19 protein-coding genes are annotated in these 24,413 nt (G+C 41.5%); 4 read left to right on the forward strand and 15 right to left on the reverse strand.

Going from position 1 to position 24,413, the window contains the following annotated elements; genetic code table 11:
- Positions 1 to 11 precede the first annotated feature (11 nt).
- The 10 genes from acs to HPE56_RS13330 form a co-directional block, all read right to left on the reverse strand.
- Entirely contained in the window at positions 12 to 1,919 is a 1,908-nt protein-coding gene (gene acs / locus HPE56_RS13285) for an acetate--CoA ligase (protein ID WP_188244241.1), read from the reverse strand.
- 12 nt (positions 1,920 to 1,931) lie between these two features.
- On the reverse strand, positions 1,932 to 3,824 hold the full coding sequence (locus HPE56_RS13290) for an acetate--CoA ligase (protein WP_188244242.1): 1,893 nt from the start codon (positions 3,822 to 3,824) through the stop codon (positions 1,932 to 1,934).
- Positions 3,821 to 4,045, reverse strand: a complete 225-nt coding sequence (locus tag HPE56_RS13295) for a hypothetical protein (RefSeq protein ID WP_188244243.1) — start codon at positions 4,043 to 4,045, stop codon at positions 3,821 to 3,823. The genes HPE56_RS13290 and HPE56_RS13295 overlap by 4 nt, the downstream gene beginning before the upstream one ends.
- Positions 4,046 to 4,096: 51 nt before the next feature.
- Positions 4,097 to 4,465 (reverse strand): response regulator transcription factor, encoded by a 369-nt coding sequence (locus tag HPE56_RS13300; protein WP_223170308.1) that lies wholly within the window; start codon positions 4,463 to 4,465, stop codon positions 4,097 to 4,099.
- Between the two features lie 13 nt (positions 4,466 to 4,478).
- Positions 4,479 to 7,169, reverse strand: coding sequence for a sensor histidine kinase (locus HPE56_RS13305; protein WP_188244244.1), 2,691 nt, complete (start codon positions 7,167 to 7,169; stop codon positions 4,479 to 4,481).
- Positions 7,162 to 7,356 carry a hypothetical protein gene (locus HPE56_RS13310; RefSeq protein WP_188244245.1) on the reverse strand — a complete coding sequence of 65 codons (195 nt, stop codon included), beginning with the start codon at positions 7,354 to 7,356 and terminating at the stop codon, positions 7,162 to 7,164. Before HPE56_RS13310 ends, HPE56_RS13305 begins: the two co-directional genes overlap by 8 nt.
- 84 nt (positions 7,357 to 7,440) lie before the next feature.
- Entirely contained in the window at positions 7,441 to 9,216 is a 1,776-nt protein-coding gene (locus tag HPE56_RS13315) for a sodium:solute symporter family protein (RefSeq protein WP_188244246.1), read from the reverse strand.
- 30 nt (positions 9,217 to 9,246) lie between these two features.
- Positions 9,247 to 9,507, reverse strand: coding sequence for a DUF4212 domain-containing protein (locus HPE56_RS13320; RefSeq protein ID WP_188244247.1), 261 nt, complete (start codon positions 9,505 to 9,507; stop codon positions 9,247 to 9,249).
- 13 nt (positions 9,508 to 9,520) lie between these two features.
- On the reverse strand, positions 9,521 to 10,741 hold the full coding sequence (locus tag HPE56_RS13325; protein WP_188244248.1) for a hypothetical protein: 1,221 nt from the start codon (positions 10,739 to 10,741) through the stop codon (positions 9,521 to 9,523).
- Between the two features lie 108 nt (positions 10,742 to 10,849).
- Positions 10,850 to 11,269 (reverse strand): IS1/IS1595 family N-terminal zinc-binding domain-containing protein, encoded by a 420-nt coding sequence (locus HPE56_RS13330; RefSeq protein ID WP_109652989.1) that lies wholly within the window; start codon positions 11,267 to 11,269, stop codon positions 10,850 to 10,852.
- A 193-nt stretch (positions 11,270 to 11,462) separates the two neighbouring features.
- On the opposite strand from HPE56_RS13330, the gene HPE56_RS13335 reads away from it, so the two are divergent.
- Positions 11,463 to 13,373, forward strand: coding sequence for a DUF294 nucleotidyltransferase-like domain-containing protein (locus tag HPE56_RS13335; RefSeq protein ID WP_188244249.1), 1,911 nt, complete (start codon positions 11,463 to 11,465; stop codon positions 13,371 to 13,373).
- Entirely contained in the window at positions 13,374 to 14,042 is a 669-nt protein-coding gene (locus HPE56_RS13340) for a 3'-5' exonuclease (protein WP_188244250.1), read from the forward strand.
- A gap of 11 nt (positions 14,043 to 14,053) precedes the next feature.
- Here the strand turns inward: HPE56_RS13340 and HPE56_RS13345 are convergent, their stop codons facing one another.
- A complete protein-coding gene (locus HPE56_RS13345) occupies positions 14,054 to 15,130 on the reverse strand; it encodes an anhydro-N-acetylmuramic acid kinase (RefSeq protein WP_188244251.1) in 1,077 nt (358 codons plus the stop codon).
- Positions 15,131 to 15,468: 338 nt separating this feature from the next.
- On the opposite strand from HPE56_RS13345, the gene HPE56_RS13350 reads away from it, so the two are divergent.
- A complete protein-coding gene (locus tag HPE56_RS13350) occupies positions 15,469 to 16,983 on the forward strand; it encodes a Gfo/Idh/MocA family protein (RefSeq protein WP_188244252.1) in 1,515 nt (504 codons plus the stop codon).
- A gap of 89 nt (positions 16,984 to 17,072) precedes the next feature.
- The gene (locus HPE56_RS13355) at positions 17,073 to 17,879 is read left to right on the forward strand and encodes a 3-keto-disaccharide hydrolase (RefSeq protein ID WP_188244253.1); all 807 of its coding nucleotides are present in this window, start codon (positions 17,073 to 17,075) and stop codon (positions 17,877 to 17,879) included.
- Between the two features lie 90 nt (positions 17,880 to 17,969).
- On the opposite strand, the gene HPE56_RS13360 is transcribed toward HPE56_RS13355, so the two are convergent.
- The 4 genes from HPE56_RS13360 to nagB form a co-directional block, all read right to left on the reverse strand.
- The gene (locus HPE56_RS13360) at positions 17,970 to 19,562 is read right to left on the reverse strand and encodes a glycoside hydrolase family 3 protein (RefSeq protein WP_188244254.1); all 1,593 of its coding nucleotides are present in this window, start codon (positions 19,560 to 19,562) and stop codon (positions 17,970 to 17,972) included.
- Positions 19,555 to 20,829 (reverse strand): MFS transporter, encoded by a 1,275-nt coding sequence (locus HPE56_RS13365; RefSeq protein WP_188244255.1) that lies wholly within the window; start codon positions 20,827 to 20,829, stop codon positions 19,555 to 19,557. The genes HPE56_RS13360 and HPE56_RS13365 overlap by 8 nt, the downstream gene beginning before the upstream one ends.
- Before the next feature lie 11 nt (positions 20,830 to 20,840).
- Complete coding sequence (locus tag HPE56_RS13370) at positions 20,841 to 22,343, reverse strand: glycoside hydrolase family 10 protein (RefSeq protein ID WP_188244256.1); 1,503 nt, start codon at positions 22,341 to 22,343, stop codon at positions 20,841 to 20,843.
- A 63-nt stretch (positions 22,344 to 22,406) separates the two neighbouring features.
- Complete coding sequence (gene nagB, locus HPE56_RS13375; RefSeq protein WP_188244257.1) at positions 22,407 to 24,335, reverse strand: glucosamine-6-phosphate deaminase; 1,929 nt, start codon at positions 24,333 to 24,335, stop codon at positions 22,407 to 22,409.
- Positions 24,336 to 24,413: the final 78 nt, after the last annotated feature.

Raw genomic sequence — 24,413 nt, forward strand, 5'->3', positions numbered from 1 at the left:
GGTTAAGGGTACTATAGAACGTTATCCATAATTTCCTTAACGACTTCAGGATTCAATAAGGTACTGGTATCTCCCAGGTTGGAAGTGTCATTACTGGCGATTTTACGCAAAATCCTTCTCATAATCTTACCGCTTCGTGTTTTTGGTAGTCCGGACACAAATTGAATTTTATCCAATTTGGCTATAGGGCCAATAAGTTCGGTAATCTGTTGATTGATTTCCTTACGAACGTTATCCCTATCACGACTTTCACCGGTTTCCTTCAGGATAACATAGCCATATAGGGCATTTCCTTTAACGTCATGTGGGAATCCTACGATTGCGGATTCTGCCACAGCCTGGTGTTCGTTAATGGCATCTTCAATAGGGGCAGTTCCCAAGTTATGTCCAGATACGATAATCACATCATCGACGCGGCCTGTAATCCTATAATACCCTACGGCATCCCTATTGGCACCATCACCTGTAAAGTACATGTTTTTGTATGCCGAAAAGTAGGTGTCCCGATAACGCTCATGATTGCCCCATATGGTCCTCGCAATCGATGGCCATGGGAATTTAATACACAGTCGTCCCTCTACCTGGTTGCCTTTGATTTCTTTGCCTTCCTCATCCATTAATGCTGGTTGTACGCCTATAAAGGGTAAGGTGGCAAAAGTTGGTGTGGTTGGCGTAACATAGGGGATAGGGGAAATCATGATACCTCCCGTCTCAGTTTGCCACCAAGTATCAACAATCGGACTCTTTTTCTTACCTACATTATTGTTATACCAGTGCCAAGCTTCCTCATTAATGGGTTCACCCACTGAACCGAGGACTTTTAAGGATGATAGGTCATGTTTTTCTAGATAATCCAAATTTTCCTTTGCCAAAGCCCGGATAGCGGTAGGTGCCGTATAAAACTGATTCACCTTGTGTTTTTCGATCACTTCCCAAAAACGACTAAAATCAGGGTAGGAGGGAACGCCTTCGAACATTATCGATGTAGCGCCATTGGCCAAGGGTCCGTATACGATATAAGAGTGTCCCGTAATCCAACCAATATCGGCCGTACACCAGAAAACATCTTCTTCGCGATATTGAAATATATTTTTAAACGTGTAGGCGGTATAAACCATATAACCCCCACAGGTATGAACCATTCCCTTTGGTTTTCCTGTGGATCCTGAAGTATAAAGAATGAACAACGGATCCTCGGCATTCATGGTCTCTGCCTCGCAAACGCTATCGGCGTCATCCATCAAAGGGGCCAGCCATTTATCCCTACCTTCAACCATCTCAATGTCACTTTGGATCCTTTTGGCCACTAATACGGATTGTACACCAGGGCATTCTTCCAAGGCTTTATCCACGATTCCCTTAAGATCGATTGATTTGTTTCCACGATAAGAACCGTCTGATGTTATCACCATTTTACAATCGGAATCATTGATCCTGGAAGCAATTGCATTTGAGGAGAAACCTGCAAAGACAACGGAATGGATTGCCCCAATACGCGCACAGGCAAGAAGGGCATAGGTGAGTTCAGGGATCATGGGCAAGTAAATACAAACACGATCGCCTTTTTTTATACCATTGTCTTTAAGTACATTGGCCAATTTGCAAACCCTTTCATGTAACTGTCCGTAGGTGATATGCTGTGCCTCTTCCTCAGGGTCATTGGGTTCAAAAAGGATGGCGGTTTTGTTCCTGCGGGTAGCCAAATGCCTGTCGATACAGTTATCGGTAATGTTCAATTGGGCACCCTGAAACCATTTGACCTCCGGTTTGGAAAAATCCCATTCCAATACGGTGTCCCATTTCTTTCGCCAGATGAAATGTTCCTCTGCGATTTCTTCCCAAAAACTCTCGGGGTTACGAACGGATTTTCTATAAACTTGATAATATTCCTCTAGGTGTTTAATGTGATAATTACTCATTGGTCTTTGTTTTTAGTTTGATCCTATTTTATGCGTTTTGTAAACGTTCTCTATTTCATCGATTATTTTTGGGTCATCAATTGTTGATGGTATTTTATAGTCGTCATTATCCGCTATACTGCGTAACAATTTACGTAGAATTTTTCCAGAACGTGTTTTGGGCAATCGATCTACCAAAATCACTTGTTTTAATGAGGCAACCGGTCCAATTTGATTTCTAACTTCCTTGATGACCTCACTTTGGATGACCGATTCCGCGATTTCATTTCCGGATTTGGTCACGGCCAAGGCTAAGGGGATCTGGCCCTTAAGGTCATCATTGATCCCGATTACGGCACATTCGGCCACAGCCGGATGGGAAGCGACGATTTCTTCCATTTCAGCGGTGGATAACCGATGTCCTGCCACATTGATGACATCATCCACCCTTCCGGTGATATAGACATAACCATCCGAATCCCTATAACCGCCATCACCTGAAAAATAATAACCGGGAAAACGTGCTAAATAACCTGCTTTGAATCTTTCCGGATTTTTCCAAATATTCTTCAGGTTCCCTGGAGGTAAAGGTAATTTTACGGTTACAAAGCCTTCTGAGCCCGCCCCTAATATTTCACCGTCATTACCCAGTATTTGAATATTATACCCACAGACAGGAAAGGTGGCAGAGCCTGGTTTTACCTTGGCCAATTCCACTCCGGCCATATTGGCCAACATCGGCCATCCGGATTCTGTTTGCCACCAATGGTCAATGACGGGTACCTTTAATTTTTCCTCGGTCCATTTTAAGGTGGATGCATCACAGCGTTCCCCAGCTAAAAATTGGAACTTAAGGCTTGAAAGGTCATAGCCTTTCATCATTTCCCCATTGGGATCTTCCTTCTTGATGGCCCTGATTGCCGTGGGTGCCGTAAACATTACTTTTACCCTATGTTCACTGATAACCCTCCAAAATGTCGAGGCATCGGGAGTCCTGATGGGTTTGCCTTCAAAAAGAATGGTGGTGTTCCTATTGATCAATGGTCCATAAACGATATAACTATGTCCTACAACCCAGCCTACGTCACTGGCCGCCCAAAACACATCCCCGGGCTCTACCCCATACACGTATTTCATTGAGAATTTGAGTGCAGTCGCATACCCTCCAGTGTCCCTAATGATTCCTTTGGGTTTACCCGTGGTACCCGAGGTATATAGGATATATGAGGGATGGGTGGCTTCAACCGCCAAGGGTTCTGCTGGTGAGGCATTCTTGACAGCTTCCAGATAGTCGATATCATAGGGTTTCCCAGGGGTGTCGGCCCCTAAATGTCTTTGGAAAAGAATGACCTTATTAGGTTTGTGCGCGGCCATTTCAATGGCTTTGTCAACATAAGGTTTGTAGGGTATGATCCGGTCGATTTCTATACCACTGGAGGCGGTAATGATGACCTTTGGTGTGCAATCATCTATTCTAATGGCCAATTCATGGGGGGCAAATCCGCCAAATACAACGGAATGTATAACACCGATTCTTGCGCAAGCCAACATGGAATAGAGGGCTTGGGGTATCATGGGCATATAGATGATGGCCGTATCACCCTTTTCGAGTCCTAAATCCTTTAAGGCCCCAGCGAGTCTTGAAACTTCTTTGTGAAGACGATTATAGGTAATTATCTCTTTGGTATTTGTGACCGGTGAATCATATATTAGGGCATTCTGACGTCCAAATCCATCTTCGATATGTTTGTCTATGCAGAGATAACTCAAATTCAACCTACCATCGGCGAACCATTGCGGATACCCATCGTCATCTTTTGAAAGTATGTGTTCGGGAGCCTGATGCCAGTGAAGGTTCTCAGCTTGTTCTTTCCAAAATCCTTCTGGATTCCCAATGCTCTGTTTGTAGAATTCCTGGTAATTCATGACTTGTTTTTTTTGGGGTTGAACAGTCCAAACCAATTCGGGTTAAGTACCTTTAATTTGATCAACACCCACAGTATTACCACAAAACAAATGCCCATGACAATGGAGTTCATTGGACTGATTGTTGTTTCACTTTCATATTTAAAACGCAGGTAAAGGGATACGATGGCATATACACAGATAAAGATATCCGATGCCAAAGGGTTGAGACGTAATTTCATATTAACTTACATTAATTAGACATAGGTGTTGTTTGCACACAAAACCAATGGTTAATTAAGTAGTCCAAGTATCTCTGAAACTATTTTTTTAATTGAAAACGGCTTGGTTAAATATTTATCAGCTCCAAGTTTTAGTCCTTTTTCAATATCTGAAATTTTATTTTTTGCTGTCAGGAACACCACTTTGGTGTTCTTGAGGGCCTCGTTTTTCTTGATATGCTCCAACGTTTGGTAACCATCCACGTTCGGCATCATTATGTCCAACAGAACCACATCGGGAATGCTTGTTTCCAGAATATGCATGGCCTCACCACCATCCCTGGCTATATACACTTCAAAGTCTTTTTTCTTGAAAGCGTATTCCAATGTCATTACAATATTTGGCTCGTCATCGACGATTAATATTTTTTTCGTTTTCAATAGCGTGTACAATTTAATTAAAAGGCAGCTTAAATCCAAACGTTGAGCCAACTTTGACACCTTTTTCCAACCAAATCCTACCGTTGTGTTTTTCGATTATTTGTTTGCTTATCGCCAGCCCTAGTCCACTGCCTTGGGGCTTAATCGTATTTTGGTTTTTTGATTGGTAGAATTTATCAAAAATATAATTAATATCCTCATCGGGAATGCCTTTTCCGTTATCCTTCACGTAAACCTCGATACAATTGTTCCCTAATTTATAATCCAGGGTTATAACACCCTTTTCGGACTCACAGAATTTTAGGGAATTTGAAAGTAAGTTCGTCAATACCTGGAGTATCCTGTCCTCATCATAGGGTAATTCAAAATTAAAGCTATTGAGGTTCACTATTTTGATTTCTTTTTTGGCAGCGATATGTTGAATGTTACCAATGGCTTTCTTTAAGGTCTTTTGGATATTGTGTTTTTTTAAGTTCAACTGTTGTCTGCCGGTAGAAAGCTTTTCAAAATCAAGGATATTGTTGATCAGTCGCGATAGGCGGTCAGAATCACTGACGATATTCTTAAGGAAGGTCTGTCGAATTTCCGGGGGCATGTCGTCGTTTTCATCCATCAAAAGTTCGGAGGCGGCCCGGATACCCGTAATGGGTGTTTTTAATTCATGGGCGACGGTATCCAGGAATTCATCCTTTTGTTTATCCTTTACGATCAATTCCTCATTGGCCTCTTTTAGTTTACCCGTTAAATCGGTGAGTTCGATCGATTTTTCCTGTAATGCCTTGTTACTGCTTATGGTTTCCTTTGATTCTTCCAAAATCTTCAATACTTCGGTCAAGCTGATCTCTTGTTCCTTGACAACGCCTGCAATTAGGATCTTCGCCGAGGCACCGCCGATACTTCCTGTCAGCAGTTTTTCTGAAAAATTGATCAATCGGGCATCTGCCATTTGGGTGTCACTTGGTATGTGGTATTTTTTGAAGAAAAGTTGCAGTGCACGCTGAGTCCTTGCTTCCCCTAAAAATTTGGTCAGGACATTTTTGATATCCGCGACATAAGCTTCCCCTTTCCATACGAGGGCGTTATCCTGTAGCGAGGAATAGTTTTTGCTGTCGACGAACATCTCGGCATAATTCCGCTCCCTATAGTGCCCCTTAAAAGCTACGGAGATGGTCAAATAACATACTATGTTGGCAGATAAACTCCAAAAAAATGCATGGGCGGGTGGACTTAGAAAGTCAATACCAAATAACGCATAGGGCTTTAACGCTGCAATCCCGAAAAGCCCTAAGTCGGTAAATTCACTGCCCCCGGTAAATGCCTCTATGGTAAACGGGAGGATCAAGGTGTAGGTTGAAATCGCAAACCCCAATAAAATACCTAGGATGGAGCCTAAGGAGGAACCACGGTTCCAATAAAGACCAATAAAGAATGATGGGGCCAATTGGGCGACGATCACAAAGGAAATCAACCCAATGGAATACAGGGAGAGTTCTATGGAGAAATTAGTGTAAAAGAAATAAGCGAGAATAATGATGGTAAATATCGATATGCGTCGAATATTCTTGATATAAAGGGCATTCTCCTCGGGTTTCGCTTTTATGAACTTGTCTAGGAAACCATATGGAATGATCAAATTGTTACTGATCATTTTCGACAGGGCCAATGTAGAAACGACTACCATTGATATTACAGCCGAAAACCCTCCAAGGAAGACCAAAAGGGCTAAAAAGGTATGACCACTGTTCAATGGGAGTAATAGGGTATAGTATTCCGCATTAGCGTTTTCCCCAAATGTCAATTTGCCGGCCCAAGCAATGAATATAACGAAGACGTTAAAAAGCAATAGGTAAAGGGGGAACATCCAGATGGCTTTCTTAAGATGTTTTTCCCTGCTATTTTCCAGAACTGAAATTTGGAACTGTCTGGGCAATAGAAAAATAGCAGTGAACGAGAGCATTAACATAAAGAACCAATTGAACCCACTTTCCAGGGTGGGTAATTTAATCAAGGAATCGAAGTTGGGCTCTGATGATATTTTATTATAAATATCCTCCGTGCCGTCAAAGAGGTAGTAGGTCACATAAATACCAATGATCAAAAAGAAAGTCAATTTCAATAGGGATTCAAAAGCTACCGTGGTAACAATGCCCTTGTGTTTTTCAGAGGCATCGGTAGCCTGGGTGCCAAAGAATGTCGCGAAAATAGCCAAAATCAGTGCGATGTAAAAGGTAGAATCGTCAAACATACCCAAACCTATGGGATGGGGTTCATTCGTCATTATGGAAAAGGTGTCGGCAACTGCTTTAAGTTGTAATGAAATATAGGGTACGGTGGCCGTAATGCACAAAACCGTGATCAAGGCCCCTAAAAAACGATTGTTACCATATCGAAGCGAAATGAAATCAGCAATCGACGATATCTTATGTTGTTTTGATATCCGTATGATCTTACGTAGCAGAATGATCCATATTGGAACGGCTATGGCCGGACCAAGGTAAATGGGAAGGAATTCCACCCCGGAATTGGCAGCCGTACCAATACTGCCATAATACGTCCAGGCGGAGCAATATACGGCCAAGGATAAGGTGTAGATATAGGGGTTGTTTACCCATTTGCTCTTGGCGTTCTTTTCGGCGATGAACGCAATGTAAAAAAGCACTGCCAAATAACAGAAAATGATTATGACCAATAAATAATTACTCATAGAACCTATTAAGTATGATATATGAAATTACTATGGATACGAGCCAGACGGAAAATATGTAGAAATAAAAATAGGGGATGCCGAATAGGGCACCATCAATATTAAAAACCCATAAAAGAGGAATATTGAAGAGCAGTAGCATGCCTATCGATAGGATTATCAATTTCTGTTCGTGCCGTTTTTTCATGGTTTTGGGCTATAATTATAAATATATGAAAAAAGCAGTACTCCAAGAGGGAGCACTGCTTTTTTCAACAATCAACTAACTATCTTAATGGGAACTGGCTTCTCCTGCATTGCTTGGTATTCTAATGCTTTCAACCATTTCCTGTACATTTTCTGGTGGAGGGGCGGTCATTCTTGAAACCACTACCGATACGATGACATTAACGATCATAGCAACCGTACCGAAACCTTCAGGTGACGTACCGAACCACCATTCACTGGCGGGTCGGGCATCCATGACACCGACAAGTCCTGTTTTATACCGAATCATATAGAATAGCATTAAGGTGATACCCACGATCATACCGGCAATGGCCCCCTTACTATTCATTCTTTTATCAAAAATACCTAAGATAATGGCAGGGAAGAATGATGCGGCAGCAAGACCGAAGGCCAATGCGACAACCGCGGCCACAAAGCCTGGCGGATATATTCCAAAAACACCGGCGATAATGATCGCAACCAAAATAGCGATTCGTGCCGCCATTAACTCTCCCTTTTCCGAAATATCGGGTTTGATTTGCTTTTTGATCAAGTCATGGGAGATCGATGTGGAAATCACCAATAATAATCCTGCTGCCGTTGATAAAGCTGCAGCCAGTCCACCCGCTGCAACCAATGCGATTACCCAGTTTGGTAAATTAGCGATTTCAGGGTTGGCCAATACCATGATGTCCCTATCGACATAAAGTTCATTGGACGATGTATTTGCATTGGAGATCAATCGTTCCCCATTGGCACCACGAGCATCGGTGAATAGCGGTTTTTTTCCTTCTAAGGCGTTACCGGCGACATATTGGATTTTTCCATCATTATTCTTATCTGCCCAAGCAATTAAACCAGTGTCTTCCCAGTTCTTGAACCATTGTGGTATTTCGGTATACGACTTGTTGTCGACCGTCTCGATGAGGTTTGTCCGCGCAAAAACGGCGATAGCGGGTGCCGTGGTGTATAAAATGGCAATGAACAGTAAGGCGAGTCCTGCCGATTTACGGGCATCCTTCACTTTAGGTACGGTAAAGAATCTGACAATTACATGCGGCAATCCTGCAGTTCCCGCCATTAAGGCAAGTGTAATTGCAAAAACGTCCCAAGTTGATTTTGTTCCGCTGGTATATTCATTGAAACCTAGTTGGGTATGCAATGCATCCAATTTATCCAAAAGAAATGTCCCACCTTCAACTTTTCCACCCATTCCCATTTGTGGGATAGGGTTTCCGGTCATTTGCATGGAGATAAAAAATGCGGGGACCATAAAGGCAAAAATCAATACACAATATTGGGCCACCTGGGTATAGGTAATCCCTTTCATTCCGCCTAAAAAGGCAAATACAAGAACAACCGCCATTCCGATGATGACACCTAAATTGATATCGACCTGTAAGAATTGTGAAAATACGATTCCAACCCCCCTCATTTGTCCCGCCACATAGGTAAAAGAAACGATCAAGGCACATATAACGGCAACTGTCCTCGCCGTGTTGGAGTAATACCTATCCCCGATAAAGTCTGGTACTGTAAATTTCCCGAATTTTCGAAGATAAGGGGCCAGCAGTAGTGCAAGAAGCACATACCCACCGGTCCAGCCCATGAGATAGACAGAGCCATCGTAGCCTGCAAAAGAAATGATTCCGGCCATAGAGATGAATGATGCGGCGCTCATCCAATCGGCGGCTGTTGCCATACCGTTGGCCAATGGGGAAACTCCGCCACCGGCTACATAAAATTCCTTAGTGGAACCAGCCCTTGCCCAGATGGCAATTCCAAAATAAATGGAGAACGTAATCCCAACTAAAATCCAAGTCCATAATTGAACACTCATAATTTTTAATTTTTTTGGTTAGTTATTAGATTACTCGTCGTAACCGTATTTTTTATCTAGTTTGTTCATTAATCGTACATAAACGAAGATCAAGATCACGAATACATAAATAGAACCTTGTTGGGCAAACCAAAAACCTAGTTTGAATCCTCCTAACCGAAACTCATTTAAAGTTTCCCTGAATAGTATTCCTGCACCATACGATACCAGAAACCAAATAGATAGAAGAATAATCAGGTACTTTAGATTTTCCCTCCAATACGCGGTGGCCTTTTTTTGTTTTTCACTCATAATTGTTTGGTTTTTATAAATAAATCATTGCTTGTAGGGTTACTGTTCCCAAATCGGAATCCCCGAATTTTTGGTTTTTGTATTCCATTGTTAATTTGGAGTTATGTCCGTTGAGATAGGCATTTATGCCTAAACCGAAGATATTCCTATTGTCATCGACTACATCATAACTGTTGGAAGCAAAGGAAACATAGGGTTGAAACCTTGTCTTTGTTTTGTCTCCCGCAAAAACATAGCCCAAATGGGAGTAGATCATACTTCCCGTACCATAGGCACTATACAGGTAATCGGTACCGTAATCGTTGCTTTGATACGTGGCATATGCGGTTAGGGCACTTCCATCATCACCTAAAGGGGTGTCATAAAAAGCGTCAATACCGAAGATACTTACATTTTCTTTCTCCAGATTTCCAGTGGCATCAGCGATTACCGATCCCCCAGGATGTAAAAAGAACCCTGCACCAATATTGAATACCTTCTTGGTTCCCAGATAAGAACCTACTTTAAAAGGTAGGAAATTAGACTCCTGATCCAAGAAATTAAAATCGAAATAACCTGCATAGGCTTTACCGGAATCTTTGGAGCCAAGTAGTCGTTTGCCTGCGTATACCGCTGCACCATTGGGTTCGGGTGTACGTGTATCCAAGCCATTGGTGATTGCGTCATTGATGGCAACCCTGTATTGCAACTTACCGAACTTACCTTTGGCAAATATACCTATGTGCCTCGCAAATTGGTCGGTTAGTCCTAAAGTAGACCATGACTGCCGATTGTTGTCCAGTGTCATGAAATTAAGGGTACTTTGATTGTTCAGTCTTGAGATGCCGTTAAAGTAGTGTAGGCCACCACCAACAACATGGTCCTCACCCACATTGTATTGTGCCCATACGTCATGAAAGAACAATTGGGACCCATCTCCCTTTCCTGTGGGGGATAGTGTTCCACTATTGAGACTATTCAGTCCGAAATGGGTAAGGATCAAGAACTTTTTGTTGATTTGGGCAAACATCAAAACACGGGCTCTTCTTAAGTTGAAACTCGTGCTACTGGTGTTGTCGGGTACATCACTGTTGTACGTTCCTTGGACTTGGGCCCAGGAAATAATACGAAGGTATTTATTGCCTTCTTCATCAAATTTTACTTTAAGGCCGCCATTATAATCAGGTGACCCTTGCGAATGCAACATCTGAAAGGAACCAAATAAACCTAACAGAAGTAAAGCAATTTTCTTCATGATTTTTAGGGTTTAGTTAGTAACAAATTGGTTTTGTGTGCTTTGCTAAACTCCTTAAAAGAAAGTCACGATAAAAAAATGATATATATAAATGGTAATTATGTATAGTTAATCACGGAATCGTTCCCATTTAATAAGCATGAACTTATCCCCTAGTTCGGTAACCACCACTCCTGCGCCCGATAGGTTGTCGGTATTTTGGAAATAGTTGGACAATTCGCCTGCATTGAGGATTTTATAGGTGGGATGGTAGTTGGGATTGTACGGTCTTTTGATGTTGTATTTTTTTACCCAGTTCATGATACTTACATGTGAAATGCCAAGGATGCGTTCAATTTCACGATAAGACAATCCCTCTAGATATAATTGCAACGCTTTATTCACGTAGTATTGGTCAATACTCTTACCTATCTTGTTGACCGAGAAGAAATAGTTGCACGATTTGCACTTGTAACGTTGTCTTTGGTTGATGATTCCACTCTTGACGAATTGTTCGGATCCACAGTTCGGGCAGCAATCAATTTTCATATATATAAAATTAGCATAAATATATCAAATTAGCAATAAATAAGGATTATGGGTCCAAATGGTTTGATAATTTCATGTAATATTGAATGATATATGGGTTGTTTTATAGCTGAACATCATTGTTTGTTCCTAAGTTCCTTCCTGTATTTTAGGTCTTGGGTTACGAGTCGATTTCATTGATTATCTTTAACTTATGAAAAATACGATAGCAGAACGTATTTATGATTTCCTAAAGGATTTTCCGCCTTTCAATGCGTTGGATGAAGGACAATTAATGACCATTTGTGAACAGGTCAAAATTGGTTATTACGACGTGGGGGACTATGTTTTTCAGAAAGAAGATGATTTACACGATGTTTTTTATGTAGTAAAAGATGGTGCTGTCGGTATTTTTAGGGAAGGCGATGTTCTTGTTGATGAATGTGATGAGGGGGATATTTTTGGTCTTCGGGCACTTATACGACAAAGTGCTTACCTATTAAGTGCCAAGGCTATTGAGGAAAGTATCGTATATGCGATATCCTCGGATTTGTTGGAAGCCTATATAACGAGTAATATTGATGCTAATAAATTCATAATGGCCAGTTTTGCATCGAATACCCTGAACCCTTACTTGGATAGGGACATAGGACGGCCATATTCCTTGGAAGGTGAATTCAATCAGCAAACAGGGCACTTGGCCTACTTACAGAATGTAGGGGTTAAAAAAAATCCGGTTACCTGTTCCGAGGACACCAATATAATGACCGCGGCAATCACAATGACCGAAAAAAAAGTCGGATCGATCATCATCACGAACAATGACAAACCTAGGGGGATAATCACCGACAAGGATTTACGGACAAAAATAGCAACGGGAAAATACAGTATATCCAATTCGGTCACGCAGATCATGAGTTCGCCTGTTATTACCGTACCTGAAAATATTTCGATCGCCGAGGCACAAATTACCATGCTTCGAAATAAAATCACCCACCTTTGCGTAACCAAGGACGGTACAAACGATTCTGTCTTGGTCGGAGTCCTTTCCGAACATGATATTGTTGTTGCACAAAGCAATAATCCCTCATACTTGATCAAGGAGGTTAAAAGAGCGGAAACCGCCATTAAACTGCATGAGGTTCGTCAAAAATCCCAAGGATTGATGCAGCGTTACCTGGATCAACATATTCCTGTTAGTTTGGTTTCGAAGATCATTTCGGCCATTAATGAGGCTATTTGCCAAAAGGTAATCGAATTGAGTATTGATGAAATGGGCCAACGGCCCCCCACTGCTTTTTCATGGCTTTCTTTGGGTAGCCAGGGTAGGGGTGAGCAACTGTTATTGACCGATCAGGATAATGCACTGGTTTTTGGGGATGTACCTCCTGAACATCAAGAAAAAACAAAGACATACTTTCTCGCATTCGCGCAGTTGGTAACGGAAAAATTGAATGTGGTGGGATTTGAATTCTGTCCGGCCGAAATGATGGCAAGCAATTCCAAATGGTGTTTGTCACTGACCGAGTGGAAAAACCAGTTCAATGATTGGATTACCAAACCCGATGAGGACAAGATAATGCTCTCAACCATTTTCTTTGACTACGATAGGGTGTATGGCGATGCCAATTTGGTTGATCGGATGTCCGATAGTATATTCCAATCTATTGATAATTACGGGATTTTCTTGAACTTCCTAGCTTTGAATGCGATAAAAAACCCACCACCACTAAGTTTTTTCAGACAGTTCCTGGTGGAATCGAGTGGAGAGCATAAGGATCTTTTCGATATTAAGTCCAGAGCCATGATGCCCTTGGTGGATGCTGCTAGACTCTTGGTACTTTCAAATAGTATCAAGGAGCATAACAATACCATTAAAAGGTTCGAGGTGCTTGCAGGGTTAGAACCTCAGAACAAGGATTTGTACAATGCTTGCATAGATGCCTTTAAGGTCCTACTGCGCTTTAGAACGGTGGAGGGACTAAAACACAACGATTCGGGTAGGTTTTTCGACCTAAAGTCACTCAGCAAGGCTAACCGTTTAAAATTGAAAGGTTGTTTTGGTGCTATAAAGGATATTCAGGAATTGATTAAAGTGCGTTTTAAACTAGCCCAAATAATGTAAATGTTCAAGGAGATTTTTAAACGGCATAAACCGGAATTTTGGAAGGATTATACGGGTCATTTCAAAAATAAACAGCCACAGGAACTGAATGCTGTCCGTTTTGTCGTATTCGATACCGAGACAACAGGTTTGGATATTGTGGAGGATCGCATATTATCCATCGGGGCCATATCGATTGTAGATTTAAGGATAGACGTTGGCGATTCCCTGGAAACGTATGTTAAACAAGATGTTTTCAATGTTGGGACCGTAGGTATCCACGGCATCCTAAAAGAGGGGAATATTCATAAATTGTCTGAGGCAGCGGCCATAAAGGGTTTTTTGGGTTATGTGGAAAATGCGGTTTTGGTTGCCCATCATGCCGCTTTTGATATTGCGATGGTCAATGCGGGATTGGCCCGAATGGGGTTGCCCAAACTTAAAAACAAGGTGTTGGACACCGGTGTTCTTTTTAAGAAAACATCGCTCTGTGAAAAGAAACAAGACCATTATTCCTTGGACCGTTTATGCGCGGTTTTCAACTTGAAGAAACATGACAGGCATACGGCCTCAGGAGATGCCTTGATAACAGCCTTGATTTTCTTAAAGGTTGTTTCCCACCTATCAAAAAAAAGGAAACCGAATTTGGGTGATCTTCTTTTTAATTCGGACCGTAGGGGGTTATGGTAATCAATACGGCGTCAATTGGGTAGATAAACCACACCACTTGAAGAATCCCTTTTGGCTCCGGTCACCGAACATAGGACATTGATTTCCCTTTCAATTCTCAAAACACCCATGAGGGCAAAAACCAGGGCTTCCTTGTTTTCAATCAATTCTTGGGAGGGTACGATAACATCAACAGCTTCCCCTAATTTGGTTTTGAGCGTAGCGATGAGAAAATCATTCAAGGCGCCACCCCCGGTAACCAATAAATTCGATTTTTGTTTTGTGGTATTACTTTTTACCTGAAGGGCAATTTGTTCGCATAGGTGGTGGATCGAGGTGTGCAAAAGATTTTCAATGCTTTCATCGGTGGCATCGACTATGGGTACAACCTTGTCCTCAAACCATTCAAAGCCTGTTGACTTTGGGAAAGGTAATTTGTAATAATCCAAGGCATTTAAAGCGTCGAGCATTTTTTGATTAACCGATCCGCTTTCGGCCAATTGACCTCCTTTGTCGTAATTCAAATCGATTTTTTGGGTAATATAATTCAAGATCATGTTTGCCAATCCAATATCGTAAGCTATACGTTGGCCGTCTTTTTCGAAGGAGATATTACTTATGCCCCCTAGATTCAAACAAAAATCATATTCCCCGAACAACAAACGATCCCCGATGGGAACGAGAGGGGCCCCCTGACCGCCCAAGGCAACATCATTGGTGCGGAAATCACAAACAACCTTATGCTTACAGGCATTGGCCAAATGTTGTCCTGATCCAATTTGGTAGGTGAGGCCATTTTCTGGTTGGTGGTGTGTTGTGTGTCCATGACTTGCTATAAAATCCACTTCTAAGGCATTGGTTTTAATGAACGACTTTACCTGTTCACCGAGCCATTGGCCGTAGGTGTTGTTGAACGTTAAAAGCTCATCGGCGGAAAGGTATATTGAATTCTTCAATTTATCCTTCATGCTTTTTGAATAGGATATGCTTTGGGTTTTTGTAATTCGATATGCCCAGCGATCCAAAGTTCTTGTAAAATGGCAATAGGTGAGGTCTAAACCATCCAAAGAGGTGCCAGACATGAGTCCGATGACTTTAAATGTTTTCATTGTTTTCCGTTGTTTTATGCTCAAAAAAGAGAATTGAAAGATAGTCAGTTTCAGATTTAAAAGGAATTAAACCTGGATTTTTTTAATCATAGATTCCGCTGTTTCTGTGAGATAGGGAATTTGTTGGTGTTTATTTGAATATTCTAGCATTTTTTGCTATTAAATTTTGACAAAAATGATTAATTTTAGGATTAATTAGTTTCCAAAGGCTATTCGTGTTTATTCCAGAAAATCGAAGTATCCGGATTCTTAAAGGGTTTTATGATTCTATGATGTATGGAATAACCATGATTATAACCGATTCACTATTTTTTTAACCAATTTTAAAGTTATGCAATATGAGTAAGATTAAGAAAGAGAACACTTTAACACGCCGTGATTTCGTTGGCAAAACCTTGGCTGCCTCCGCTGCTTTTACGATTGTACCGTCGTATGCCGTAAGTGGGCTTGGCCATGTGGCCCCAAGTGATAAATTAAACATTGCCGGCATAGGTGTTGGTGGTATGGGACTGGCTAATTTAAAGAATTTGGAGAGTCAGAATATTGTTGGACTTTGTGATGTGGATTGGAAGTATGCCAAAGGGGCATTCGACAGATATCCAAATGCCAAAAAGTATTGGGATTGGCGTAAGATGTTCGATGAAATGGGTGATGAGATTGATGGTGTGGTTATCGCTACTGCGGATCATGCACATGCCGTTATTGCAGCCAATGCAATTACCATGGGTAAACATGTGTACCTTCAAAAGCCATTGACACATTCTGTTTATGAGTCCAGGTTATTGACCAAATTAGCCGATAAATATAATGTTGCGACCCAAATGGGGAACCAAGGTGCCTCTGGCGCCGGTGTTGCGGAAACTTGTGAAATTCTATGGAGTGGAGCCATAGGTGATGTGACCAAGGTTGAATCATTTACAGACAGACCTATTTGGCCACAAGGATTGAATACTCCCGAAAAAGGGGATTGGGTACCCGACACTTTGAATTGGGACTTGTTTACTGGCCCAGCGAAAATGCGTCCGTTCAATGAGGTTTACCATCCATGGAACTGGAGAGGATGGTGGGATTATGGTACAGGTGCCTTAGGTGACATGGCTTGCCATATACTTCATCCTGTGTTTGAAGGATTGAAATTAGGTTATCCTTCCAAAGTTCAGGCGAGCTCTTCATTATTATTGAATGATTCAGCCCCGGTATCCCAAGCAGTGAAACTTACCTTCCCATCTAGAGGTGGTAGGCAAGGAAAGATGAAATTGGGAGAAGTCGATGTAAGTTGGTATGACGGTGGTATCAAGCCTATGTTGCCAGACAATTGGCCTTCAGGTAAAAATCCTAACAAAAGTGGTGGAGGAACCTTCTTTTATGGAACAAAAGATATCCTACACGTAGGTTGTTATGGTGTGGAGCCAGAATTGTTGTCCGGTAAGAAGATTACGGCAGCAAAAACTGAACGTAGGGTTGAGGACGAAATTGGTCTTTCATGGAATAAGGGAGCCCACGAAATGGATTGGGTACGTGCATGTAAGGAAAGTGCTGATAACAGAAAACCTTGTACTTCTGATTTTGCGGAGGCTGGTCCTTTCAATGAAATGGTCGTAATGGGTGTATTGGCAGTTCGCTTACAGGCATTGAACAAAACACTTAAATGGGACGGTGAGAATATGAAATTCACCAATATAGGCCCTAATGAGGAAATCAAAACTGTTATTAGGGATGGATTTAAGATTCACGATGGTCACCCAACCTTTAATAAGGATTGGACCGAACCAATGAATGCCGTAGCTTATGCTGAAGAGTTGGTGAAACACACCTATAGGGAAGGTTGGTCATTGCCAGATATGCCAGCTTAAGAGTTGAATAATAATTAACAGTAATCAAATAAGCAGAACCATCCCCCAAAGGGGCTGGTTCTGTTTTAAAAACCAATAAATAGTTACCAATGAGAAAAATAAGTTTAGTTTTTATTTTCGGATTGATTATGCTTCCTGTACTTAATAGTTGTAAGGAAAAAAAATCAGAACAAAAAGAAGAATCAGCTACAGAAGCTGAAGTAGTAAAGGAAACCAAGGAAGAAGCCCCTATGAACGGACTTTCCGAAGCTGAAAAAGCCGATGGATGGGTTATGCTTTTCGACGGAAAAACATCTGAAGGTTGGAGAGGATATAAAAAAGACCATTTTCCTGAAGGTTGGGAAATTATCGATGGTACCATACATATGGTCGGCTCCGGAAGGGGTGAGGCTGGGTCAAAAGACGGTGGTGATATTATCTTTGATAAGAAATTCCAAAATTTCACGCTTAGTATGGAATGGAAAATTTCTGAAGGAGGTAACTCTGGTATCTTTTACCTAGGAGAGGAAAAATTGGATTATATCTGGAAAACCGCTCCTGAAATGCAGGTATTGGACAACGAGAGACACCCTGATGCCAAATTGGGCAAGGATGGCAATCGTATGGCTGGATCTTTATATGATCTGATTCCAGCTAAACCACAGAATGCAAAACCTGCCGGTGAATGGAACAAAATAGAGCTTACAGTCTTTAAAGGTACTGTTATCCATAACCAAAATGGTGAAAATGTAGTTGAGTATCATTTATGGACCCCAGAATGGAAGGAATTGGTCGCTGGTAGTAAATTCCCAGGTCTAAATCCTGATTGGGCAGAAGTTCCTGCCAAGGGTTATATCGGATTGCAAGATCACGGTGATGATGTTTGGTTCCGAAATATCAAGATTAAGGAATTGTAGTAAGACGTATTACAATAATAAGCCCCACATTATTCAATGGATAGTGTGGGGTTTTTATTTGGTGATATGCCGAGAATGGCATAAAAAGTATTATTGTAATTCCACTGGTAGTTTGCCTTTAGCGGTGATACTACCCTTAAAATGGGACGCTGCCACTTCTTGGAATACCTTGAAGTTTTGATAGGCCACAACGGTTGAATGTGCTTTGTGATAGTCAAAAAGTTGCAGTGCATAGGGATTCCCAAAAAGGTACAATACAACATTCCCTGTGTTTAGTAATTCATTGATCTTATTGATTTCATCGTCTGTAAATCCAAAATTATGGGTGGGTTTCACTTGGGGAGGTTCAAGCGATAGCAGAATGTTTCCTTCCTTTTCGATACCCTCAAGGGAAGAATCCATGGTGACCTTTAATGAATACGTACGAAAATCATGAGGTCCGTTTAACATTCCCAAAAAGGATTTATCCACTTCTGTACTATTGGTGATACCTATAAAGCCGTCCTTCCTAAAATTGGCAATGTCATCCTTATTCCCTTGGACCATGGTGATGCTTGCTTTGGCTATTTCGGTATTCAGGTAATCAGGGTCGCTGAGCTCAGAACGGGAACCAACTTCGGCCCGTATTGCTTTTTCCTTTAATGACCATACCCGTTTAAATGCTTCCTCGATTTGCGTTTGGGTGGTCTTTTCCGAAATCGTTCTTATTCCGGCAGCAATATGTTCGGCAAAGCAGAGGATGTCGTTTCCAGCATCAAAGGCCAGCCATTCCAATTCCCCTTTTACAGGGTGGTTTTTGGATACGGCATGCATATTCAGTGCATCGGAAATAACGACGCCCTTAAAACCAAGTTCATGCCTTAAAACGCCTTTGATCATGTCTTTGGAAATACTTGAAGGTATCTGTTTTCCCTGGGATAAGGCAGGGACACAAAGATGTCCGACCATTACCGAATCAACGCCTTCTTCTATGAGTTTTCGAAAGGGGTAAAGTTCATTGTTCAATAATTCTTCTTTGGATTTTTCAATGATGGGTAACCCTAAATGTGAATCAATGGCCGTATCCCCATGACCCGGAAAATGTTTGATGCTCCCAATGACACCTTCACTTTGTATTCCTTTAAGATAGGCCAACGAATTCTTGGTGACATTAATCTTGTCCTCACCAAAGGAACGATAACCGATAACAGGGTTTTTGGGGTTGTTGTTGATGTCAACAACCGGGGCCAGATTATAGTGGATACCGGCTTGTTTGCAATCGTGTGCTATGTTTTTCCCTACTTGGAACACCAAATCGGTATTGTCCTGAATGGCACCCATTGTTACTGCGTATGGGTATTGTGGTGTATTCTCGATACGCATGGCAAGTCCCCATTCGGCATCAATGGCAATAAGGAGCCTATGTTTTGCCTTTTTTTGATAGCGTTCAACCAAATTTTGGAGCGTCCTAAAACTTTCCTTATTATAGAGGACCTTTTTTTTGCCTTCAAAATTCGTCGCTGCACTCGACCTACTATGAAAAAAACAAAGTCCACCTACATGATTTTCACAGATGAGTTGTTCCAAGGCTTGGATTTCTTCTTCCGAATCATTGATAAATGCGGCAGGCATAAATAATTGACCTATTTTTTCAATAAGGCTCAACTGATGGGATGCTTGTTGGTATGACAGTATTTTAGGCATCGGTATCTTTTGTTTTTTTGCCAAAATCGGCAGGATAGGTAATGAATTTCAGTAAAAATAGGGCAGGGAGTGAGGCTAGGACCACCCAAATGAAAAAGCCGCCATATCCCAACCATTGTTGGATATAGCCACTGATCATGCCGGGCAACATCATTCCCAGCGCCATAAACCCTGTGGCAATGGCGTAATGCGATGTTTTTGATTTTCCTTCGGCGATATAGATCAAATACATTAAAAAGGCTGCAAATCCAAAACCATATCCAAATTTCTCAAAGACTACGGTTGTTGTTACTGCCACGACATTCGTAGTTTTTGTAAATGCGAGTAGGGCATAGAGTATATTCGGGATATTGAGGGAGAGAACCATGGGCAACATCCATTTTTTTAATCCGTCACGGGATATCAAAACTCCACCCAAAATACCACCTAATGATAAAAAAATCACCCCAACGGTTCCAAAAATGGTTCCCAGTTGTTCTGTCGAGTAGCCTAAACCTCCTTTATCTTGGGAATCCAATAAAAATGGGGCAACCATTTTTACCAGTTGTGATTCGCCTAGTCGGTATGTTAAGATAAACGTCAGGGCAATACCAATGTTTGGTTTGTTGAAGAAAGAAGAGAATACTTCCAAGAAACCCTTGGGCTTGTCCTTGGCAAAGGCCAAGGAGGATTCAAATTTTGGTGTCACGAAAAAGTTGGATAGGGTCAACGCCAACATCAAAAAGGCCGTGGCGATCATGGTCATGCTCCAAGCTTTGGTATTGTCCCCATACTTTTGTTCTAAAAAGCCCGCCAAGATAACAATGAGTCCCTCCCCAGTGACCATCGCCAAACGGTAAAAGGTACTCCGTATGCCTACAAAGAATGATTGTTTCTTTTCGGTCAACCCGATCATATAATACCCATCGGAGGCAATATCATTGGTGGCCGAGGCAAAGGCGGCCATCCAGAAACAGGCCAGGGTGGTCATAAAGAACATTTGGGTAGGTAAGCTTAATCCCACTCCCAATAGTGCTATGGAAATCAATAATTGCATTGCCAAAAACCATTTTCGCTTGGTGCTTTTTAAGTCAACAAATGGGCTCCATAGGGGTTTTAGCACCCATGGCAAATATAGTAAACTGGTGTAGAGTCCGATATCCTCATTACTGACCCCTAATTTTTTGTACATGATTACTGATACTGTTACGACCAGTACATAGGGGAGTCCTTGGGTAAAATAGAGAATGGGTACCCATGCCCATGCCCACTTGTCTTTTTGTATCATCTATATTGTATTTAATTTAAACGTAGTAGCATAGGGATGCTTTCATGTCCGTATTTGTCTATAAATGTGACAGCTATTCTTTTCTTGCCCTTGAGGTCCTCTTTAGGAATGATGACACTTTCCCCGCGTTCAATGGTGGTTTTCATCAGTAATTTTTTTATGGGATAGAAGTCCTTTTTCTTTTTTCCTGTGCGGTATACGATAGCATATCGATAATCCTCTGAATTCAAAAAATTCAGTTCATAACTTTCATTATTAATCTCCATGGATTTGAATTGAATAGGGTTATCCTCCATTTTTGGGGCCAAAGGCGAAATAGGGGATAGGGCCGGGCTGGGATAGAATTTTTTCTTGAGGAGGTCTACGACATCATGATTATCGTTCATTAGGCTTTTGGCACTAAAGAAAACATTGCCTTGAACCTTGGGGTTTTTTCGCGCCAGTTTCAATTGGTTAGGGAGTTCTTTAATGTTATCCCATGCCTTATCGCTATTGTTTCGCACTTTGTAAGCCCCATTACCAATATATAGATTGGTGTTTTTGGAATTTTTCGACCACCAATCGACAATTTTGGTGTGTGACGCTACAGGGAGGTCCATACTCCAATATACTTGGGGAACTAAATAATCGATCCAACCTTGTTCCATCCAGGTAAGTGGGTCGGCATAAAGGTCCTCATAAGTCGTTTGTCCTGCCCTGGTGTCAGATCCACGTGGGTCCGTGGAATTATTTTTCCATACCCCAAACGGACTAATACCGAATTGCACCCAAGGTTTAACCTGTTTAATGGATTTATGTACTTTCATGACCAGCGAATCGATATTGCTACGACGCCAATCGTCCAAGGATTGATGGGGTAGTGCATATGCGGAATAGATGGTTGAATCTTTCAATGTTTCTCCCTTGATTTTGTAGGGATAGAAATAATCATCAAAATGAACGGCATCGATATCATAATTGGAAACCAATTCGGTCATAACTTCCACCATTCTCTTTTGAACCTCAGGAAGCCCTGGGTTGTAATAGTATTTTTTGCCGTATTTGACCATCCATTCAGGATGCAGGTTAAAATCATGGGTGGGACTCAGGATTTCAGTCTTCAAATCAAAAGTGGCCCTATAGGGATTCAACCAGGCATGGAATTCGATTCCCCTATTGTGCGATTCATTGATCATCCATTCCAAATAATCGAAATCATTCGCAGGTGGCATGCCTTCCTTAGCGGTTAAAAACCGTGACCATGGAGCATATTCGGAAGCGTAAAATGCATCTCCGGCGGCACGCACTTGAACAATAATGGCATTGAAATTCAAGGCATCATAGAATTCGAGTATTTTCAGAAAGTCTTTTTTCTTTTTTTCGATGGAATCCGCACCATTTTTTGGCCAGTCGATATTAACCACCGTTGCTACCCATGCACCCCTGAATTCCGTTTTTGGTTGGGGTATGGGTTGTAGTATACTACAGGAAGTAGTAAGTAAGACGACAAGGAGAAAGCTTATTTTTTTGGTCATTTGGGTAAAAAAAAGGCCTATTTATACTAAAATAGGCCTTTATGAGCTATTACTTACATAATTTTAATCCATTTTATATCGAACAAAAGCTTCAATGGCTGCATAATCGGCTAAACCAAGGGCTTTGTATTTGGCAGCTGTGTGCTTATTTCTTTCTTCTGCCCGCATCCAGAACTCCCTAGAGTCGTCGCCTTGGAACATAACCCCATCCTTTTGGGATTGGTGGCAGAAAATAGCATATCGTTTTTTCAATACCTGATCTGGACTCATCGGTACTGCCATTTCAATTTCATTGATGTCCCACTCATGCCAAGCTCCCCGGTATAACCACATCCAGCAATCTTTCATAAAAGATTCCTCTTTAAGTCTTTTCAAGGCTTCGAAAATCGCATCCAAACAAACTTTGTGTGTGCCATGGGGATCTGCCAAGTCACCTGCTGCAAAGATTTGATGGGGCTTAATCTCATTGATCAGGTCCACTACAATATCAATATCCGCATTGGACAGGTTGTTTTTCTTGATGGTTCCTGTTTCGTAAAATGGCAAATTCAAGAAATGCACATGTGAATCATCAAGACCTAAATAACGCGTGGCGCCATAGGATTCAGATCGTCTTATCGCTCCTTTCAAGGTTCGGACCTCTAAGGCATCAAAAGTATTTTCATCCTTGTTTAAGATGGCTTCAATAATATTTTCTGATTCTTTGGAAGGGGTTATTGTATTTGCTATTTCCGCAAATTTCAATGCTTCCTTGTCAGAAACGGCGATATTACCAGAGGTTTGATAGGCAACGTGTACATCGTGCCCCTGTTCTACCAAACGATCGAAAGTTCCGCCCATCGAAATAACATCATCATCGGGGTGCGGACTGAATATAATAACGCGCTTTTTCGCAGGTTCGGCCCTTTCTGGCCTACTTGAGTCATCAGCATGGGGTTTTCCGCCTGGCCAACCCGTAATGGTATGTTGTAGCTTGTTGAACATTTTAATGTTCAGGTCATAGGAGTCTTCCAAGGACAAAAGATCTGACATTCCATTGTCATTATAATCCTTATCGGTTAAGCTTAAAATGGATTTACCAGTTTTAGCGCATAACCATACGATGGCCTTGGAGGTAAGTTCTTCGGTCCACTCGCATGACCCAACAAGCCATGGTGTTTTGTTTCTTGTTAGTTCGCTACCGGCACCTTTATCAAGGACAAAGGTTGCATTGTTGTGCTCTTGAAGATAGGTCGCTGGTACATGCGATGAAATTTCACCTTCAATAGTTTTTTTAATGATTTTGGCCTTGTTGTTACCCCATCCGAGTAGTACGATTCTTTTTGCACTCCTGACAGTGGCTATACCCATTGTTATCGCCTTTCGAGGAACATTATCGATGCCCAAAAAGGACGGTGCGGCATCAACCCTGGTTATATGGTCCAATGTAATGATGCGGGTTCCTGAATTATAATGGGATCCCGGCTCATTGAATCCGATATGTCCGGTTCGGCCTATTCCCAGTAATTGGAAATCGATTCCGCCATGATCCTTTATCTTTTTTTCATATGATAAACAGTATTCCACTACATCTTCTTGGGGAATACTACCATCAGGGATGTTAATGTTTTCTTCGGGAATATCGACATGATTGAACAAATGCTCATGCATAAAGTAATAATAACTCTGCATATTGCCCTTGTCCATTGGCAGATATTCATCAAGGTTAAAGGTGATGACATTGGAGAAGCTCAACCCTTCTTCCTTGTGCATACGAACAAGTTCTTCGTAAACCTTAATCGGGGAGGACCCTGTTGCAAGACCTAGGACACAATTTTGCCCCAAAGCTTGTTTTTTTCGAATCAAATCCGCTATTTCCTGTGCTACTTGTACGGAAGCCACATTTGAATCCTCGAAAATTACATTGTGTATTTTCTCAAAACGGGTTTCTTCAAATTGACCTACAGGTTTGTGACTGATGTCTTTTGTCATTTTTGCAATTAGTGTGCTCATGGGCTGTTCTTAAATTGATTGTAGGGCAAAGATAGGTGATCTGTTTATTATATTGCCGTTTTTTGCCGTTTTTTTTGC

Source organism: Maribacter aquimaris, from assembly GCF_014596745.1.
Taxonomy (GTDB): domain Bacteria; phylum Bacteroidota; class Bacteroidia; order Flavobacteriales; family Flavobacteriaceae; genus Maribacter_A; species Maribacter_A aquimaris.

Coding starts and splice junctions, on each gene's coding strand:
- HPE56_RS13325 (WP_188244248.1), bottom strand. CDS start 10,741: ATGAAGAAAATTGCTTTACTTCTGTTAGGTTTATTTGGTTCCTTTCAG.
- HPE56_RS13340 (WP_188244250.1), top strand. CDS start 13,374: ATGTTCAAGGAGATTTTTAAACGGCATAAACCGGAATTTTGGAAGGAT.
- acs (WP_188244241.1), bottom strand. CDS start 1,919: ATGAGTAATTATCACATTAAACACCTAGAGGAATATTATCAAGTTTAT.
- HPE56_RS13345 (WP_188244251.1), bottom strand. CDS start 15,130: ATGAAAACATTTAAAGTCATCGGACTCATGTCTGGCACCTCTTTGGAT.
- HPE56_RS13355 (WP_188244253.1), top strand. CDS start 17,073: ATGAGAAAAATAAGTTTAGTTTTTATTTTCGGATTGATTATGCTTCCT.
- HPE56_RS13365 (WP_188244255.1), bottom strand. CDS start 20,829: ATGATACAAAAAGACAAGTGGGCATGGGCATGGGTACCCATTCTCTAT.
- HPE56_RS13320 (WP_188244247.1), bottom strand. CDS start 9,507: ATGAGTGAAAAACAAAAAAAGGCCACCGCGTATTGGAGGGAAAATCTA.
- HPE56_RS13360 (WP_188244254.1), bottom strand. CDS start 19,562: ATGCCTAAAATACTGTCATACCAACAAGCATCCCATCAGTTGAGCCTT.
- HPE56_RS13315 (WP_188244246.1), bottom strand. CDS start 9,216: ATGAGTGTTCAATTATGGACTTGGATTTTAGTTGGGATTACGTTCTCC.
- HPE56_RS13310 (WP_188244245.1), bottom strand. CDS start 7,356: ATGAAAAAACGGCACGAACAGAAATTGATAATCCTATCGATAGGCATG.
- HPE56_RS13295 (WP_188244243.1), bottom strand. CDS start 4,045: ATGAAATTACGTCTCAACCCTTTGGCATCGGATATCTTTATCTGTGTA.
- HPE56_RS13335 (WP_188244249.1), top strand. CDS start 11,463: ATGAAAAATACGATAGCAGAACGTATTTATGATTTCCTAAAGGATTTT.
- HPE56_RS13305 (WP_188244244.1), bottom strand. CDS start 7,169: ATGAGTAATTATTTATTGGTCATAATCATTTTCTGTTATTTGGCAGTG.
- HPE56_RS13330 (WP_109652989.1), bottom strand. CDS start 11,269: ATGAAAATTGATTGCTGCCCGAACTGTGGATCCGAACAATTCGTCAAG.
- nagB (WP_188244257.1), bottom strand. CDS start 24,335: ATGAGCACACTAATTGCAAAAATGACAAAAGACATCAGTCACAAACCT.
- HPE56_RS13370 (WP_188244256.1), bottom strand. CDS start 22,343: ATGACCAAAAAAATAAGCTTTCTCCTTGTCGTCTTACTTACTACTTCC.
- HPE56_RS13350 (WP_188244252.1), top strand. CDS start 15,469: ATGAGTAAGATTAAGAAAGAGAACACTTTAACACGCCGTGATTTCGTT.
- HPE56_RS13290 (WP_188244242.1), bottom strand. CDS start 3,824: ATGAATTACCAGGAATTCTACAAACAGAGCATTGGGAATCCAGAAGGA.